Origin of the sequence: Catenovulum sp. SX2, from assembly GCF_052056295.1 — a bacterium.
Classification (GTDB): domain Bacteria; phylum Pseudomonadota; class Gammaproteobacteria; order Enterobacterales; family Alteromonadaceae; genus Catenovulum.
The window spans coordinates 4,050,365-4,069,325 of the sequence record NZ_CP182493.1; the positions used below are offsets into that span (position 1 = coordinate 4,050,365).

7 protein-coding genes are annotated in these 18,961 nt (G+C 39.4%); 4 read left to right on the forward strand and 3 right to left on the reverse strand.

Annotated elements, in window-relative coordinates:
• Positions 1-32: 32 nt before the first annotated feature.
• Positions 33-1,502, forward strand: coding sequence for a decarboxylating NADP(+)-dependent phosphogluconate dehydrogenase (gnd, locus tag ACMZOO_RS17185; RefSeq protein WP_440904523.1), 1,470 nt, complete (start codon positions 33-35; stop codon positions 1,500-1,502).
• Positions 1,503-2,108: 606 nt separating this feature from the next.
• Here gnd and uxaC read toward each other — a convergent pair.
• Positions 2,109-3,539 carry a glucuronate isomerase gene (gene uxaC, locus ACMZOO_RS17190; RefSeq protein WP_440904524.1) on the reverse strand — a complete coding sequence of 477 codons (1,431 nt, stop codon included), beginning with the start codon at positions 3,537-3,539 and terminating at the stop codon, positions 2,109-2,111.
• Positions 3,540-4,073: 534 nt separating this feature from the next.
• On the opposite strand from uxaC, the gene ACMZOO_RS17195 reads away from it, so the two are divergent.
• The 3 genes from ACMZOO_RS17195 to ACMZOO_RS17205 all read left to right on the forward strand — a co-directional run bounded on the left by ACMZOO_RS17195 (position 4,074) and on the right by ACMZOO_RS17205 (position 17,289).
• Complete coding sequence (locus ACMZOO_RS17195; RefSeq protein WP_440904525.1) at positions 4,074-7,058, forward strand: TonB-dependent receptor; 2,985 nt, start codon at positions 4,074-4,076, stop codon at positions 7,056-7,058.
• A 68-nt stretch (positions 7,059-7,126) separates the two neighbouring features.
• The gene (locus tag ACMZOO_RS17200; RefSeq protein WP_440904527.1) at positions 7,127-13,837 is read left to right on the forward strand and encodes a pectinesterase family protein; all 6,711 of its coding nucleotides are present in this window, start codon (positions 7,127-7,129) and stop codon (positions 13,835-13,837) included.
• Positions 13,838-14,190: 353 nt separating this feature from the next.
• A complete protein-coding gene (locus ACMZOO_RS17205) occupies positions 14,191-17,289 on the forward strand; it encodes a TonB-dependent receptor (protein WP_440904529.1) in 3,099 nt (1,032 codons plus the stop codon).
• Between the two features lie 291 nt (positions 17,290-17,580).
• Here the strand turns inward: ACMZOO_RS17205 and ACMZOO_RS17210 are convergent, their stop codons facing one another.
• Both ACMZOO_RS17210 and ACMZOO_RS17215 read right to left on the reverse strand, forming a co-directional pair.
• A complete protein-coding gene (locus ACMZOO_RS17210) occupies positions 17,581-18,348 on the reverse strand; it encodes a M48 family metalloprotease (protein WP_440904531.1) in 768 nt (255 codons plus the stop codon).
• 170 nt (positions 18,349-18,518) lie between these two features.
• Positions 18,519-18,917: a BlaI/MecI/CopY family transcriptional regulator gene (locus ACMZOO_RS17215; protein ID WP_016955811.1), complete on the reverse strand. Its 399-nt coding sequence runs from the start codon at positions 18,915-18,917 to the stop codon at positions 18,519-18,521.
• Between the last annotated feature and the right edge of the window lie 44 nt (positions 18,918-18,961).

The following is an 18,961-nucleotide window of genomic DNA, read 5'->3' on the forward strand; positions in this document are numbered from 1 at the left end:
ACAGATCAAAATGAAATACATGGGAGAACTTGATGAAAGACATGTCTGATATCGGACTAGTTGGTTTAGCAGTAATGGGTGAAAACCTAGTATTGAACATGGCTAGCAAAGGTTTCACTGTTACAGCATACAACCGTAGTTATGACAAAGTTGAAAAATTCCTAAATGGCCGTGCACAAGGCAAATCAATTCGTGGCGCTAAAAGCGTAGAAGAGTTAGTTAACTCTCTAGCTAAACCACGAAAAATTATGCTGATGGTTAAAGCGGGTCAAGTTGTTGATGACTTCATCGAACAATTAATTCCACACTTAGACGCGGGCGACATCATCATTGATGGTGGTAATACGCATTTTCCTGATTCAAATCGTCGTACTGAGTATCTTGCAAGCAAAGGCTTACACTACATTGGTAGTGGTGTATCAGGTGGTGAAGAAGGTGCACTTAAAGGTCCTTCAATTATGCCTGGTGGTGCTAAAGAAGCATGGCCATATGTTAAAGATATCTTTCAAGGTATTTCTGCAAAAGTAGCTGACGAAAAAGGTGAATTAACAGTTCCTTGTTGTGACTGGGTTGGCGACGGTGGTGCAGGCCACTTCGTGAAAATGGTTCACAATGGTATCGAATACGGCGACATGCAATTAATTTGTGAAGCCTATCAGTTAATGAAAAACGTATTAGGTTTAACTGCTGATGAAATTCATGAAGTATTTGCCAAGTGGAATGAAACTGAGCTAGATAGCTACTTAGTTGAAATCACTCGTGACATTTTTGCTTATAAAGATGAAAACGGTGAGCCGTTAGTAGAAAAAATCTTAGATACAGCTGGCCAAAAAGGTACAGGTAAATGGACTGGTGTTGTTGCACTAGACTTAGGTGTGCCATTAACTTTGATCGCTGAATCTGTATTTGCACGTTGTATTTCTGCACAAAAAGACGAGCGTGTAATTGCATCTAAAGCTATTGAAGGCCCAGCTGTATCATTTACTGGTGATAAAGAAGCTTTCATTGAAGATTTACGTCAAGCTCTATTAGCTTCTAAAATGGTTTCTTACGCGCAAGGTTATGTATTAATGCGCGAAGCGGCGAAAGAGTTTAACTGGGATCTTAACTATGGTGGTATCGCGTTAATGTGGCGTGGTGGTTGTATCATTCGTTCTGCTTTCTTAGGCAAAATTAAAGAAGCGTACGACAACAATCCAGAATTATCTAACTTATTGTTAGACCCATATTTCAAAGATACAGTTGTAGCTGCACAAGCTGGTTGGAGACGTGTTGTTGGCTCTGCAATCGCTAATGGTATTCCTGCGCCATGTTTGAGTGCTGCGTTAACTTATTTTGACGGTTACCGCACAGAGCGTTTGCCTGCTAATTTATTGCAAGCACAACGTGATTACTTTGGTGCGCATACTTATGAAAGAATCGATCGTCCACGTGGTGAATTCTTCCACACTAACTGGACTGGTCGTGGTGGTGATACAGCGTCAACTACCTACAACGTATAAATAAGTAGTTTTATAACTATTTAATAGCTCCCCGAGCCGCAATACTAGTTTAGCCTGCTTTAAAATGTATTGCGGCTTTTTTGTGCCTGCTTTTTGGCTACTTCTCGCTAAGTTTCTTTCACAGAATATCCAATTAACTTATCTTGCTAGATAAAAAGCCATCCGTAACAGATCGTAAGATAAACGAGTAGGCATACACTTACTTCAACTCAGCTTACGCGCAGCTGAGATTAAACAAAGTCTTACAGGAGGTATTAACCCCAGCATACTACGAGTCACTTTATCTGAAAGTTTACCGAGGCGAGCCTTGTCGAGTGTATATAACCTGAACTCGGGATAGCAAGTTAGCTAACGATCTAAACCTTATAATGAAATAGCATTATTTGTGTTATATAGTTTGATGCGAGTTTATAACAAGTTTTGCTGAACCTGAGTTTCTGAATAAGTGGAATTTGACAACAATTATACCCTGCTTTGGAGCTTGTTAAGAGCTTTGGTTTGCTGACTAGGTAATGACTGTACTGTTCAGATAAGTACATAGTTGTAGAGGGCAACAAAAAAGGCGCTAAATAGCGCCTTTTATATAACTACAAGCAAAATACTTACTTACTTAGTTAATTGATAAGCTTCTTTAGCTAAGCGATACGATAAATCGTAAGCTAAATCAAATGCAGCAGTTTCGCTTAATCTGTGCTCTGCAACCATTTGCGCTAAGAAACGACAGTCAATACGTCTAGCTACGTCATGGCGAGAAGGGATAGACAAGAATGCACGTGTATCATCGTTAAAACCAACAGTGTTATAGAAACCAGCAGTTTCAGTAATGTTGTGACGATAACGCAACATACCCTCAGGGCTATCGTGGAACCACCAAGCAGGACCCACTTTTAAGCAAGGGTAGTGACCAGCTAACGGTGCTAATTCACGAGCGTACACTGATTCATCAAGCGTAAACAAAATAATACGCAAATCAGATGCAGTACCGAATTTAGCTAATAACGGACGTAAATCTTCAACGAAGTTAGTACGGCCTGGAATATCACAACCTTTATCAGGACCAAATTGTTGGAAAACCTGTAAATTGTGATTACGACGTGCGCCTGGGTGAATTTGCATTACCATGCCGTCTTCCAAACTCATGCCAGCCATTTCGGTTAACATTTGAGCACGGAACAATTCTTTTTGCTCGGCTGTTGCATTACCACTTAATACTGTAGCAAATAATTTTTCACACTCAGCAGTGGTTAAATCAGCAGTTAACGCTGAAGGGTGACCATGATCGGTTGCTGTAGCACCGTGTTGACGGAAAAATTCACGACGTTTGCGCAATGCATTTAAATAACCATTCCAAGAATGAACGTCTTCACCTGTTTGACCAGCCATTTTGGCTAGCGTTTCTTGGAACTTCCAGTTATCAGGGTCAACTACATCATCAGGACGGAAAGTCGTGATTACTGTCTTCTCAAGACCTGTGCCTTTAAGTTTTGCATGATGCACCAAATCGTCACCAGCACCTTCAGTAGTTGCAAGTAGTTCGATATTGAATCTTTTTAATAAAGCACGAGGGCGGAACTCGTCTGAGTTCAACTTTTCGTTAATCGTATGATAAAACTGTTCAGCATTAGCAGGGCAGAATACTTCAGTAAAGCCAAATACTTCACTAAATACGAAATCCATCCACATACGAGAAGGCGTAGCATGGAATAAATGGTAATTTGCCGCAAATATATGCCAAATTTTTAAATAATCAGTTTCTACTTGACCACCGTCAACACGTGGGATACCTAAATCTTCTAATTTGATACCTTGGCTGTAGAACATTCTGAACACATAGTGATCAGGAATAATAAGTAATTCAGTTGCGTTTTTAAAACATTCGTTATTAGCAAACCAACTTGGGTCAGTATGACCATGTGGGCTAATAATTGGTAGATTTGCCACCGTTTTATAAAGGGCTCTACTTAATTCTCTTTGTTTAGGATCAGAGCTAAATAACCGGTCTGGATGCAATTCTAACGGCTGGATCTGGCTGACCATACTGTTTCCTCAAAAATATCATTAACAATTTAATCTAGGGTACACAGTAAATAAGCCAACAATCTAAAATTTCGGTGGCAGCTAGAAGTTAACTTATTTACTGTGCTACCGGTGGCAATGATATAGCGATATTTATGTTACGTCAAGGTTAAAAAATAAACATTTGCCAATAATCGACTAAAATAATCAAGTGGTAGTTTGAACAAAATACATTCAGTAAAAACTTAAATTCGAAAAACTATGTTAAAAATAATTTGTTAAATAATAATTACACTAGCTTTTTCAAAAAGTAATACTAATGTGTTTTTTATCGTCTAAAATTCAGCTCGAAGCCTTTAGCTGAGGCAGTTTAGTAATATTTAATTAAAAAGAGTTTTAGTATTGTTAGTTATAAATAACAGCTTTATACAAATTAATTACAATTTGACAAAACTAAAAATCTAGTGCTAGTCTTATGCTACCGGTGGCATAAGGTTGAACTTTAGACATCAACTTTTATTGAAAATATTAAAATTAAACTGGGGTTTTAAGGTTATGAAAGCATGGCGGTTAAACTCGATAATGATGGCACTTGCGCTCGCGCACGGTGGCGTTGTTTACGCTGAAGAAGCTGAGAGCACAACAGATTCAGCAACAGAGGATAGTGAAACAGAAGTCATTTCGGTTACTGGAGTTCAATACAGTGATCAAAAAGCACGTTTAATAGAGCGTGACAAAAAACAATTTAGTACGGTTATCTCGACAGATGATTTAGGTAATTTTGTTGACCAAAACGTTGCCGAGTCATTAAGACGTATGCCCGGTGTAACATTGCAGCGGTCTGAAGGTGAGGGTAAGTTTGTTACAGTTCGTGGGTTAGGTCCTGATTTCGTGGCTGTAAATATGAATGGTGCAGCTATGGCTGGATCTGGTGACCAACGAAAAGTTGGTCTTGATGCATTGGCTGGCGACTCTTTAGGTCAAATCGAAGTTGTTAAAACATTAACGCCAGATATGAACCTAAATTCAATCGGTGGTGCGGTAAACGTTAAATCAATTTCCGCATATGACCGTGGCAAAGACACGCTAAAATTTAAAGCGCAAACTGCGTATTCTGAATTGCGTGGAGAGCATTCACCTAAAATATCAATCGATGGTACACAATTTCTTTTCGACAAAAAAGTTGGTTTAGGGTTTGTGCTATCTACGGAAGAACGTAAAACACAGGTAAATGAAAGACGCCATCACAGTTCAAATGAACCTAGAGAATATCAAATGGATTTTGGACTCAGCAAAGCAGAAGCTGAGAAAAATCCATTGTTGATAGGACCACGACAGTTTGAAGTACGTCAAGAGTTAGCCGACAGAGAAAGACATACAGTTGGTCTTAACATTGAGGTTCGGCCTGATGATGCAAACCAGTTTTATTTCAATACAAACTATGTTGAATTTACTGACCATGATGTTGCGTTAAGAGAATTTTATGATTACCAGGATGCGGGGAATGTGGGTTCTGGTGAAATTCTCTATGTAAACCCTGAGGAAGCTTCATTTATAGTTTCAGATATCGATGTATTCCATCAGTATTTTGTCCAAGGTTCAACTAAAGACACATTGACCATTAACGTGGGTGGTAAGCACCTTATTGGTGACGCGTGGACCTTTGACTACGACTATACTTCGTCAAAAGCTGAAGAAGACTCTGTCGGTGATCATCGAGTTCAATTTAGAGAGAGAGACTTAATTGTTTACGGAAGAGGTTATGAAAACATAACTGATGCTCGAGTTCTGTCAGGTGAAGAAGCCGCTGAAATTATGGGAGTCGAATATACTGCTGGTATGTTCGGTACTTCAGGTGAAGGTGATGTCGACACTAAAGCTCATTGGGAATTTGACAACCTGTTTCTTGAAGATAGTGTTCGCACTGATGAGATTTCTACTTTTAGTGCAAATATCAAATATGACTTTTTAGATTCAGACTGGCTTTATTATGTTAAAGCCGGTGTATCTATGAGTGAAAGAACACATGAAACAGACAAAGACCGCTGGAGTTTTGAGCCAGAGGAAGAATATTGTGACAATGGGGATTGTAGAGATGCAGTTCAATTTACTCATCAAACGGTAGAAGATAGTGAAAAATATTCATTAGCTATTCCTGCAAATAGTGAATTTCAATACCCGTTTGTGAGTGAGCAGGTGCTACAAGACCTAGTCTCTTTGACAGAACCAACCAAATATTTAGCAACTGCCGGCGAAAGTTCTATAGACAGCACTGCTAATGATTACCGCTTGGAAGAAAGTATTAAAGAAGCTTATGTAATGACGGAAATGGAGTTAGCTGATCGGCTGACTTTAATAACAGGTGTTCGTTATGTAGAAACAGAGTTTTCTTCAACTGGTTATTTGTCACTAGAAAATGATGATTTCCAATTTGTTGAAGGCGTTGATTATGCGTTAGACATCTTCATCCCTATGCCAGTTTCGACAAATAAATACAGTGAGTTTTTCCCTAGTGCCCACTTACGTTATGAACCAACCGATGATTTGTTGGTTAGGGCTGCGGTTTGGACCAGTTATACTCGACCTAACTTTAAAGATAATCGGGGTTACGCTAAGTTTGATAGTGACATAGAGTTATGCCCGCCGGGTAAAACCAATGACTGTGATGATTCTTCACAAGGTGCTTCAGTGCTTGAGCTACAGGATTTTACCTTGGGTGGTAATAACCAGATAGACGTTGGCAATCCTAACTTGGTTCCTATGACCTCGGTTAACTATGATTTATCTGTTAGCTGGTATGAATCTGAAGATTTATTTATTGAAGCTGCATTATTTTACAAAGACATTGATAAGTTTATTGCTGAAACTACTGGGCGAGAGATGTCTATTGAACAAATGCCTCTCACTTTACCAGTGAACCAGGTAACTGACTTTATCATTTCTCAAGAACAAGAATTTAGCAACGTAAACATTACTGTAAATGGGGAATGGGCGAAAGTTTATGGCCTAGAGCTAAGCTATAACCAATTCTTCGATAGTGGGCTCTTCATTCAAAGTAATGCAACCATTCAAACCAGTAAGTCAAAACTACCTGATGACATTCGCAGAGGTACAGTATCTCTTCCGGAGCAAGCTGATATTACTGCAAACTTAACTGTCGGCTGGGAAAATGATGATTACTCAGCTCGTTTAATTGGTAATTACCGCAGTAAAGTTCGCAAGACAGTCGCGAATTGTCCGACAGACAAAGAAGCGTCAGTAGGCATCGATGACGAGGGGAACTACATTTTCGATAAGCCTGAACATCAACGCTGCAAAGATTGGTATGACCAATTTGAAGACGGTTTAGCAACGTTAGATTTTAAAGCGAAAGCTAAGTTGTTTGATGGTTTCCAACTTTACTTTGATGCAGTTAATTTAACTGATAACTCGGATCTTAAATACTTCAATGGTGGGGAGTTTACTCAAGGTAGATTGTTATACCAAGGTGAGAGTTATGGTAGAACTTTCCAAATCGGATTCAATTACAAGTTTTATTAATCGTACAGAATTTAAGCACAAAGAAGGTGCTTACACATCATATGTGTTGGCACCCGAAGAGGTGAATTATGAAATTTAATTATAAATTAACCACACTTAGCAGCGTCATTGGCGCAACGCTGTTGTCTGGATGTGGATTTGAACAAGAAATCAATGTTGTTGAGCCACCAGCTCCTGCACTAACAGGTAAGCTTATAGATAGCGCTGTTGGTGGCATGTCTTATATTAGAACTGATGTAAACGGCAAAACAACAACTGGTGTTACTAACGAAAATGGTGAGTTTGAGTATTTTCGAGGAGACTCAATTGTTTTTCATATAGGTGATTTTAAATTACCACCAATTCCTCCTAAAAACTTTGTAACGCCGTTAAGTTTTTTCAAAACAGACAACCCAGTGGCGCCGCAAGTTGCAAATTTAGCTCGTTTATTGCAATCGCTTGATACAGATGGAAACCCAGAAAACGGCATCACCATTAGCTCACAAGCTGCAGCATATGCGAAAATGGATCTAAATGAAGCGGAAGGCGAGTCTGTTGAAGACTTTTTTAACCGATCTGCAGAAGATTTTGCCGCTGCTATTGAGCCCTGGTTAAAAGATGCGGTTCCAGAAAATGCTTCGCTAACGCAGCTTGTATCTTACGATCAAGCAGTAGCGCATTTCGTTAAAACACTTGAAGACGATTTTGGCTCAATTTCGGGCAATGCATTTGATTTATCTAAGTTTTCTGGTGAAGTTTTCAACCCATTTGTTGATGCTCCAAATGTTGTAGAACAAAAAATTGTATTTACGCCAGAATCTGTCACTGAGGGTAATGCCAAGAAAGGCACTTACTCTGTTATGCAAGGTGATACTGAAGTACAAACTGGCAGTTACGAATTTGTTTTTGGTCGCCGTGTTTTGGCTATGAGTCACACAGAGGGGGAAACAACTAAAACGAATTACCTCGTATCATTAGGCTATGACACAGAAGCAAATGTATATAGCGTATGTGCCGCATCAGGTGATGAAGGTATTGCAACTTTAGTTGCCAATTGTGATGCAGAAGATGCTCGAAACATCAATAAAATCGCATTTAGTCAAGAACAGAACGATGTGCAAGTAGTTAAACTTGCAGAAGCGGCTACTAACCTAGCGATTGAATTAATTGAAGATTTTAATACCGACAATGCAACCTTCTTTACTTCAAATCACAAACGACTTACTAAAGATATTGGTAGTGGTGCTTTGTACGCCGTGACAGGTGGTTCACCTGAAATCGTTGATAATAAATTAGTACTAGATGGTGACCGCATTTCTATCGGTAATACCACACCTGAAAAAGCAACATCTGCTCAAGATAGTGTTGGTTCTGGTATTTATAACCTAAGTGAAGGTTTTACCATTTCATTTGATGTTGTAGAAGCTTCCGACTCTGGTACTTTCTACATCTATGCCGACAATAACAGTGCATCTCAAGGTTTATCAATTCACGGTGATATTTCTAAACTTATACAAGTTGATTTAGCGACCGGTGATACTACAGAAGGCGGGTTATTCGCTTTAGGTGCAACTTTGCCTAAATTGGAAGTTGGTCAACGTGTATCATATACATATGCGGGTAGTGACTTCAATGCAACTAAAAAATCGTTTTTACAGTTGCGTGCAGCTGGTGGCACTCGTATCGTTATCGATAATTTACAAATCGATACAGTGGCGAAAACATTTGACGGCGAAGAAACTCCAACTGAGCCAGTTGGTCCAGTTGAGCCTGACTTTAACGTATTCTTACCATTTAGTGCGCCATTTAGTACATTTACCGGTGATTTATTCAGCTCAGCTACTCAAGCAATTGACGGCACTGTTGATTCATCAGGTGCGAAAGACCCAATGTTCTACAAAACTGGTGGTACAGTTGAGCTTACCTCTAAAGGTGTTAAGTTAGATGGTGGTCGTTTCACTATTGGTCATTCAGATACCAGCTTTAGCTCTAGTGCATCAGATACTGTTAATTTAGGTGTATTTGATTTAAGCGAACCTTACTACATAGTAATGGACGTTAAGAGTGTACTTGAAGAAACCGCGGGTAAAAAATTCCAGGTTTATATCGACAATAATACCTCTGGTAGCAGTAACTCTATGCACGGTGGTTCGTCGCGTATCTATAATGAAGCTGTTGGTAGCATTCCGTTAGGTGAGTTGAAAATACCGGGCGATATCGGTACTGAAAATTCATTCATTCAGTTGCGTACTGAGGGCGGTGCAGTAATTGAAGTAGATAACTTCAAAATTGAATACCAAAACTCCTTTGTTGCTCCAGTGTTTGACTGTGCTGATGCAGCCTCTGAAGTATACTACTGTAGTGACTTCTCGGACGGTAGCTTGGACGATTGGGATACTAGCGCTGGTTCTGATGACGGTACATTTGATGTTATAACTCTTAAAAACGGCAATAAAGTAATGCGCTTTAGTGTTGGTACTACAGGCGGGGTAATCGCCACGCTTAAAGACAGCGTAATGGCTAATGTACCTTCTACTGATTATTTTGTGGAAATGAAGATTCGTCCACGTGATAACAGTAATACCGCTAACAAACAACTGTATATTTTGGGCCGTTATCAAGACGAAAACAACTGGTATGGTGCTGGCTTAAATATGCAAACAGCCATAAGTTCTCGTAAAGCTGAAATTTCGACTATGTTGAACGGCAAGCAAGAACGCCCTAGCCAAGTACCATATGCGTTTGATATGGGCGCTAAAAATGAAACTGAAGATGGGACTTTCTACACAGTTCGTTTCGAAGTTATTGGCGACACCATTACTCAATATGTTGACGGTCAAGAGATTGGTTCACACACAGTTTCTGCTGATCAAATTACCGCTAAAGGTTTAGTCGGCCTATTCACAAACAACCGTTCATTTGAACTTGATGATGTTAAAATTGGTGACGCGAGCGTTAAACCTGTTTTGTTAAGCACTGATTTTTCAGATGTTAGTTGGACAGGTAGTGCTTTAGGTGATGAATTAGTTCTTAACGTTACCGCAACTCAAAAAGACGGTAATGCAGATACCTTTACTGTAGAGTCATCCAATCCAGCTGTTGCATCTGTGACTATGGATGGCGGTGTCGTTACTGTTACCCCATTGGCTGAAGGTGATGCGATTATATACCTAACTTCTGGGTCTGATTCGTCAGTAATTCGTCAGTTACCAGTCATGATTGGTCCAGCATTTACTGACTCGACTACTGATTATGGCAATTTAGCTGCTAAAGTTACGCCATTACCAGGTGACAATGCTCAATATATTGATGGTAGCTTAACCATTGAGTTTGATGCTACTCCTACATTAGGAGCTTCCGGTGTTGTGCGCATTTTTGACAAGGCAACCGATACTCAAGTTGACGAAATTAAAGTATCCGGCGATATGGATAAGCTAGCTTACAATGTAGCAGCTCTGAGTGGGCGTACTCGTGATGTCAACTATCGTCCATTTATGATTGATGGCAACACGCTTACCATAAAACCTCACAACAACATTTTAGAGTACGGTAAAGAGTACTACGTAATTGTTGGCAATGATGTAGTTACTGGTGCACAAATCAATGGCATTGACTTCGATGGTATCGGCAAAGCAGCTGGTTGGTCGTTTACAACAAAAGCTGGAGCTCCGTCAGGTACTGATTTGGTTGTGGATGATGACGGCTTTGCTGATTTCAGAACATTGCAAGGTGCTCTAAACTACGCAATGGAAGACAAAAACACTGCAATGACAATTACCATCAGAGATGGTATTTACAATGAGTTGTTATACCTTCGCAATAAAAATAACCTAACCATTCAAGGTGAAAGCCGAGATAATACAATCGTTCAATACGATAACTCTGAAGGCTTTAACGGTGGTTCAAGTTCTCGTGGTGTATTTTTAGTTGAAAGTGCAGACAATTTAGTATTGAACAACTTCACTCTGAAAAATACTCACGTTAGAACGGGGTCAGGTGACCAAGCTGAAACTATTTATTTTAATAGCCCGTATCGTTTAATTGCCAACAATATGAACTTCATTAGTGAGCAAGATACGTTATTAATGAAAGGTTATAACTGGTTCTATAACTGTTTAATTGCAGGTAACGTTGACTTCATTTGGGGTTACAGCGTAGCTACCTTATTTGAAGATAGTGAAATTAGAACCATAGGTGATTCTAAAAATGCACCGAATGATTCTAGCGGCGGTTATGTGCTTCAAGCCCGTGTTCAAAATGCAACCGACCCAGGTTTTGTATTTATGAACAATGAGTTTACTTCAGGCCCAGGTCCGTTAGGAAATGGTGTACTTGACGATTCAACTTACATAGCACGTAGCTCTGGTGACGGTAATGTGTTCGATAACATTGTTCTTATTAACAATAAGTTGGGCGCACATATCAATACTGATGGTTGGGCTGATAATACAAGCTCAGCTGGCAAACAGCCTGATCCAAATCCAACTATGGCCGATAATGCGACAGGTTGGCGTGAATACGGCAGCATGGATTTAGCTGGTAATGCATTAGATTTAACTGGTCGTACTGGTACAGCAATTGCTGATTCAAGTGTAGCCAATGCACCTTATGCAACGCGTGCTGAAGTATTTGCGTCTTACGATAGTGGCAATGGTTGGAATCCTCAACCAATTGATGCTCCAGTAATTGTCGATCAACCAACAGCGCAAGGCGACGGTGGTTTCGCCGGTGAAAATGGCGATGTAACTGGCGGTGTAGGTGGTACTGTTATAACTGTCGACACAGGTAAGGCGCTTGTAGAAGCTCTAGCTGCTGCTAAGTCTGCTGGTACGCCGATTACAGTATATGTAAACGGTACTATTACTCCGGCTAATACTGACAACGCAACTCGTAGTATTAACATCAAAGATATGAATGATGTATCTATTATTGGTGTTGGCGCCGCCGGTGAATTCGATGGAATAGGCATCCAAATTGAGCGAGCGAATAACATTATTATTCGTAACTTGAAAATTCACGATGTACCTGCAAGTTTTGGCGATGCCATTGGCATTCAAAGTGATCAAGGACAAGATGATACTTCGAGAATTTGGATTGACCACAACGAATTACACGGTTCGTTAAATGTCGGAAAAGACGATTACGATGGTCTGCTTGATACCAGATTTAATGCGAAAAACATTACTATCTCGTACAACTATATTCATGATCACTATAAAACTATGTTGAATGGTTCAAGTGATGACGCAAGTGAGCAGGGTGACCGTTTTATTACATGGCATCACAACTATATTGCTAACGTAGAGTCGCGTACTCCATTGTTCCGATACGGTTTTGGCCACTTATATAATAACTACTTCCACAACATCACGGGTTCAGCAATCAACTCGCGTATGGGTGCAGAACTATTGGTTGAAAATAACGTATTTGAAAACGTTAAAAACCCAATTGTTTCACTTGATTCATCGCAGAAAGGTTTATGGAACGTACGTGGGAATGAGTTTATTAATGTAACTTATTCACCAGCAGGTAACCTAAACTTAGCTGAGGAGACAACCTTTGAGATTGAAGGGCAGTCAACGTCAACGTACGAAGTTACTTATGACTATGCAGACCACTTAATGGATGCTGCAGACGTTAAAGATTATGTTCTTGCAAACGCAGGTATTGGCAAAATTGACCAATCGGGCGACACAATTCCAGACATTGTAGACAATGGCGGAAATGGTGGTAACGGCGGCAATGGTGGTACACCAACTGCGCCAGCAGGCAGCATAATAGAAGAATTTGCAGCGGCTGACCGTGCTGAGTTCTTCAGTGCAACCTACAAAGCAATGCCAACAGACAGCAACTTACCGTTTTATGTTAGAACGGGTGGTGGTGTAGACCCTGTAAATGGTGAATTGGTAATTGGTGGTTCAAGCGGTGGTCGTTTCACTATCGGTGATTTAGACGCTGGTAGTGTGGATACTGCTGACACAGTTGCTCCAAACGGTGTACTAGACTTGTCTGCAGGTGTTGTAGTGAGCTTTAAACTGGTTGATATTCAAGCCTTGGCTGATGACAAATCCTTTATTGTTTACGTAGATAACAATACTTCTAGTAGCTCTAAGTCACTTCATGGTGGTAGCTCAAAAATTACCGTTGGTAAAGTGTCTGAGCTAGTAGGTCAAATAGGTCAAACTATATCAATTGAGACTGATTTAGGTACTGCGGCATCATTTATTCAACTACGTGCTGAAAGTAACGTACTTGTAACTATTGATGACTTAGTGATTACACCTAAAACTAAATCTATTACGGAAGACTTTTCTGCCGCTGACCAAGCTGAGTTTTTGAGCGCAGCATACAAAGCGCTATCAACAGATGCTAGTGCACCTATGTACATTAGAACTGGTGGTGGAGTAGAAATTGTTAACGGTGAACTTGTACTGGGTGGTTCAAGTGGTGGTCGCTTTACTATAGGTGACACTGGTACCGAAGAAAGTGCTGAAAATGTTGACCCTAAAGGTACGTTAGATTTGTCTAACGGCGCAACAGTTTCATTTAAACTTGTTGACGCACAAGGTGACGAAAAAGGTTTCTTTGTGTACTTAGACAACAACACTTCTAGCAGCAGTAAGTCGTTACACGGTGGTAGCTCTAAAATTACCATAGGTAAGTTAGCAGACTTAACGCCGCAGATTGGTCAAACAGTGTCGGTAGATATTCCTGCTGGTACAACTACATCATTCTTGCAACTACGCACAGAAAGTAATTTAACTGTGACAATTGACGATTTAGTTATCACGCCTAAATAGTAAATTGTTCGTTAAATGTTAATAGGTGTTAAAAGCCCTTGCGCATGCAAGGGCTTTTTTATTTTTAAACTTTTGTTTCACATTCCTTTCGTTGCCCTTCCCGTTCGTTTATTAAAAATAATAAATATCAGTTGTTTATCTTTGTTTTTATAACAAGTTGAATTATTAAATTTATTTTTATAACCGATTTGTTTAAAAAATGTTGGTTTTTAGGGTTGTCTAGCTTGTCTGATATGTTACTATGCTACCGGTGGCACGTTAATGGGAAGTAAAATTATAAAGGAAGCATTTAGTAAGAAGCAGTTATGAAGCTGTCCAACTAAATAAAGCACTTTAACTAAAAGGTATAAACTATGAGAGATACTAAAGCATTTAGCTACAGTAAAATTTTTTCAAGCATGTTATTAACCGGCGCTTTAATGCCATTAGGCGCTATTGCAGCTGACGCAGGGGCAGAGGAAGAAGCCGAAGTAATTAAGGTTACTGGCTTCAGAAGCAGTTTGAACGCAGCGCTTATGACAAAACGTGACGCTGTTGGTTCAAAAGATGTAATTTTAGCGGAAGATATTGGTAAGTTCCCAGACTTAAACGTAGCAGATTCTTTAAGCCGCGTTCCAGGTATCTCTGTTGAAGAAGATGGTGGTGAAGGCCGTCAAATCACTATCCGTGGTTTAGGTTCACGTTTTGTAAAAACAACTATCAATGATATGGAATCAGCTTCAGCTGGTGCTGGTACAGATGCTGGTGGTGGTTCTAACACTTCTCGTGCATTCGATTTTAATACATTCGCTTCTGAGCTGTTTACGCAAGTTGAAGTAGACAAATCTACTTCTGCAGCTCTAGAAGATGGTGGTATCGGTGGTAATGTTAATTTGCAATCAGCAAGACCATTCCAATATCAAGGCACGAAAGTAGCGTATAACTTAAATGCCCGTTACAACGATATTGCAGGTGAAACTACACCTCGCGTATCTTTTATGGCAAGCCATAACTGGGACAATAAATTTGGTGTGTTAGCATCTGTAGCTTACAACGAAGGTGTTGTTCAATCTGAAGGTGCAACTACGGTTCGCTGGGCTGTGTTAAATCCGCTGTATGGCACTGGTGAAGATGGATCAGCAGATCGTTTAACGGCTGCGCCTGTAACTACTTTAGACCCTAAAGGTACTTACACTAATGAGAATTTAGATGGGTTATATTTACCTCGTATACCTCGTTATTCTATTTTTGAACAAAATCAAGAGCGTCTAGGTGTAACAACTGCATTCCAGTTTGCGCCAACAGATGATTTAACCTTAAGTTTAGATGTATTACACGCTTCGTTATCTACTACCATGAATGAATATCAGTATTCAGTTCTATTCCGTGATAATAAAGGTTCGAATCCACAACAATTCCCTGAAGCTATTGTTCGTGATGACTTTGGTCGAATTGTCGCAGGCTCTTTTTCTAATGCCTTTATTCGCTCAGAAGCGAGACAAGATAAATCAGAATCAACGTTTACACAGATTTCATTTAACGCAGATTGGTATATAACTGACAAACTAAAAATGGAGTTTTTAGTAGGTTCTGGTAAATCAGAATTAGACGTTCCGCATCAACGCACATTTGCACTTGATTCTACAGGATCAGCTGTTGCGTATAGCTTTGATAGCAATGTTGATCCATTAGACTTGTTAAATAATCCTGCACCTTTACAAACTGGTGGCACAATGAACCAAGATATGATGTCTTGGGCGTTTGCACCTCATGTTATTTCGGGTACAGATGAAAATAATTCATATACTGGTGGCAATTATACTCGTGAGCAATTAATGGAGCGCATGCAAGACGGTGACAACTATACCGTAGGTCTTGTCAGAAACCGCTCTCAAACAATCGATAGCGATAATAGTTCGATTAAACTTGATTTCAGCTATGAATTATCTGATGAATTAACTCTACGTTTTGGTGTAAATAAGCGGGAGTTCGAAACCGCTAAAATGGAATACCGAAACGACTGGAAAAATTCAAAACATGAGAAAAAAGTAAAACAAAAAAGTGGTGATACTACTGGTAAAAGTGGTGAAACTCGCGTTGTTGAAGAAGATGCTTCCGTAATTGCTGGCGCTCAATATGCTACAACTTTGTCTGATTTAGGTGTTGAGTTTGGCAATGCAGCTGATGTGCCTGGTACGTCAACACTTACAGGTGCTTCTTGGTTAACGCCGGATTACAACAAGATGATGGCAGCGTTTGGCAACAAAGATTATTTCCAAACTCGTCTGGATGCTGAGCGTATATATAGAATTAAAGAAGATGTATTCGCAGCATACGCACAGTTAGACTTTAACTTAGACCTTGGTTTGCCAGTACGTGGTAACATTGGTTTACGTTATTTAGATAACAAAAACTCAGCCGGTATAATTTTGGAAAACAGTCGAAATAAAGATGTATTGTTACCAGCGACTGATGAAGATGGCAATTATTATTATGAAGGCGGTCACGTTTGGACTGACGAGCAGAGCTCAGGTACTGATTTATTACCGTCTTTAAATTTAGCAGTCGATTTAACTGATGACTTAGTTGGCCGTTTTAGTATTGGTAAAGCAATTACGCGTCCTAAATTGTCAGATTTAAGATCAAACATTGTTGTTACTACACCTAAATTGGCGGATCCTGATGTTGTTGATGAAGACAACACTCCGGGCAAGATCAAGCGTGGTGCTGGTCCATCACTTAAACCATATGAATCAACACAAATGGATTTAGGTCTTGAGTGGTACTTCTCGGATGAAGGTTTGTTGGCAGCTACAGTCTTTATGAAAGATATTACCGATTTGCGTAAGAAATCTGTAGACTCAACTTTATCTGATGAATATTTGACCGATAGTATCAAGCTTTCAAGCGATGAAGTTGCTCGTATTAATAGTGAATTCCCAAATTATATATGGTCAGTAGAACAGTTAGTCAATACAGAAGCTACTAGTATGTGGGGAGCTGAGTTTATCTATCAGCAACCATTAACTTTCTTACCAGAACCATTTAATAACTTTGGTGTTCAAACTAACTACACCTATATTGATTACACGTTTGAAGACGAAGACCCATTCACAGATCAAGTACGTGAGTTAGTGGCTATCGAAACTTCAGAAAATACTTTCAATGCGACTTTATACTATGAAGTTGAAGATTGGAGTGCTCGTATCTCTTATGGTTACCGTGACGGCTATAACAAAGAGTTAGATAACGAATACAAAGATGAAGGTACATACGGTCGTGGTTATGCAGACAAAGGTACTTGGAAATTCTCAGCTAAATATAGCTTAACTGAAGATATGGCTTTATCGTTTGAAGCAATTAACTTGACTAATGAAGCTAAGAAACAGTGGACAAACTTTGACAACAATGTTCCAACTGAATACTTAGTACATGGCCGTCAATTCTTAATTGGCTTACGTGGTACTTTATAATTTAACTCTAAGTTAAATTACTTACTAAAAGCTGGATGTTACGCAAGTAATATCCAGCTTTTTTGTTTCTGATTCGCTAATCAAGTTTAACTATTTAACCTAAACTCTGGATAGTAAGTTAGCAAATAGGTTGTAACTATTAATATAATTTCCCTATAACCCTTCTAAGGAGATATTTATTGTTAGAACAAGGGGAATTTGCGTGCCTAATAGCTGGCTATTACAAGCGAATTCAACGCATTAATGGGGATAAAATGCCCTTCGAAAGTTAGTTATTACTTAAGATTCAGCTTAACTTAGCCATTCTATTATTGGGTGGAGAACTTTTGGAAAGTACAGCACTAATATACAGGCGTAACCGGAAACAATTATGGCTGAGGCAGAACTAAAAAATATAGCTTTGCCTTTGTTAGATGCTTTTAACTGTGCGCTTGTTGCCAAGTGTCTTTGTTGATGATGCGAACACTGGCAAAAGTTTTCTATCGTTTGTTGGTATGTATCAAAATCAATTGCTTCTAGCTGCTTCAACGCACGCATATCGGCTTCAATCTCAATAGTGTTGGTTAATTGAACATAAAATTTGTTTGCGATAGAGGATGGCCACACTTTAACTAACCAACTTACTAGCCACTTTTTGAGGTTATCTTTGTGTAGTTTATGTGATAACTCATGTGCCAATACCAAAGTAAGTTGTTCTTGATTAAGCGTATTTAACAGTTGGTTAGATATAAAAACCTGTGGGTTTAGCAGCCCCGCACACCAAGCAATAGCTTGGTCCGATTGGATGATTTTGTACCCTTGTTGGCTATTTTTTGCAAAGCTATCCAGTGTATTGAAGTAAGTTTTTGCCAGCTTAATTTGCCTAAGCATTAACACAGCTACAGTTACAACAATCGCAGTAATAAAAACAATTAAATAATCGACAGGCGCGTGTGTATTTGAGCTAACAATTGTGTGCGGTTGGCAATTTTGTGCGTGGCAGTGAGGGGTTATTAAATTTGGAATTAAATTCGGATTAAATAAAATAACGGTCGCAAGAGCTGCAATAAAAACCGGCACAAGCGCGTAGAGCAAATACATGCTTGATGAGAGGTTGCGCCAATTGCTTGTTAATTTGATAAGCTTGCTGAAAACACTATTGTAGACAACAGCTTGTATTACTGAGCTTGCGTAAAATATCAGGGAAAATAATAAAATTATTTGGCCAATTGAAACAGCAATGGCTGGCATTATTTATCGTCAGGTTTTTGTTGGTTTTCTTGTTCGGCAATAAAGTCCATAAAACCTGAAATCATAGGGGCTAAATTACCATCGCTAATTTCTTGTGAAATATCATTCAATAATTGGTGAACAACCTGCTGCTGAGATATTTTAGCTGAGTACAAATAACTGCGACCAACTTTTTCGCGGCTGAGTAACTCTTTTCGATATAAACGCTCAAGCGTACTCTGAATAGTCGACAAGCTAGTGTCGTCTTGGCCAACAGCTTCGAATATTTGTTGCGCATTGGCTGATTTAGTCGCCCAAAACAACTTTAATACTTGAATTTCTCTAGCGCCAAGTGCGGGTAAACTCGGTTTACTTCTATGTTGATTGAGCCAATTTGACAAACTTTTAGTAAAAAACATTTGTTAACACCGAGTGCTTATCGGTTTTCCATATTTGATTGATA

What these genes read in the sequence shown, in the direction of transcription:
- gnd (WP_440904523.1), top strand. Translation starts at nt 33, where the DNA reads ATGAAAGACATGTCTGATATCGGACTAGTTGGTTTAGCAGTAATGGGT.
- uxaC (WP_440904524.1), bottom strand. Translation starts at nt 3,539, where the DNA reads ATGGTCAGCCAGATCCAGCCGTTAGAATTGCATCCAGACCGGTTATTT.
- ACMZOO_RS17195 (WP_440904525.1), top strand. Translation starts at nt 4,074, where the DNA reads ATGAAAGCATGGCGGTTAAACTCGATAATGATGGCACTTGCGCTCGCG.
- ACMZOO_RS17200 (WP_440904527.1), top strand. Translation starts at nt 7,127, where the DNA reads ATGAAATTTAATTATAAATTAACCACACTTAGCAGCGTCATTGGCGCA.
- ACMZOO_RS17205 (WP_440904529.1), top strand. Translation starts at nt 14,191, where the DNA reads ATGAGAGATACTAAAGCATTTAGCTACAGTAAAATTTTTTCAAGCATG.
- ACMZOO_RS17215 (WP_016955811.1), bottom strand. Translation starts at nt 18,917, where the DNA reads ATGTTTTTTACTAAAAGTTTGTCAAATTGGCTCAATCAACATAGAAGT.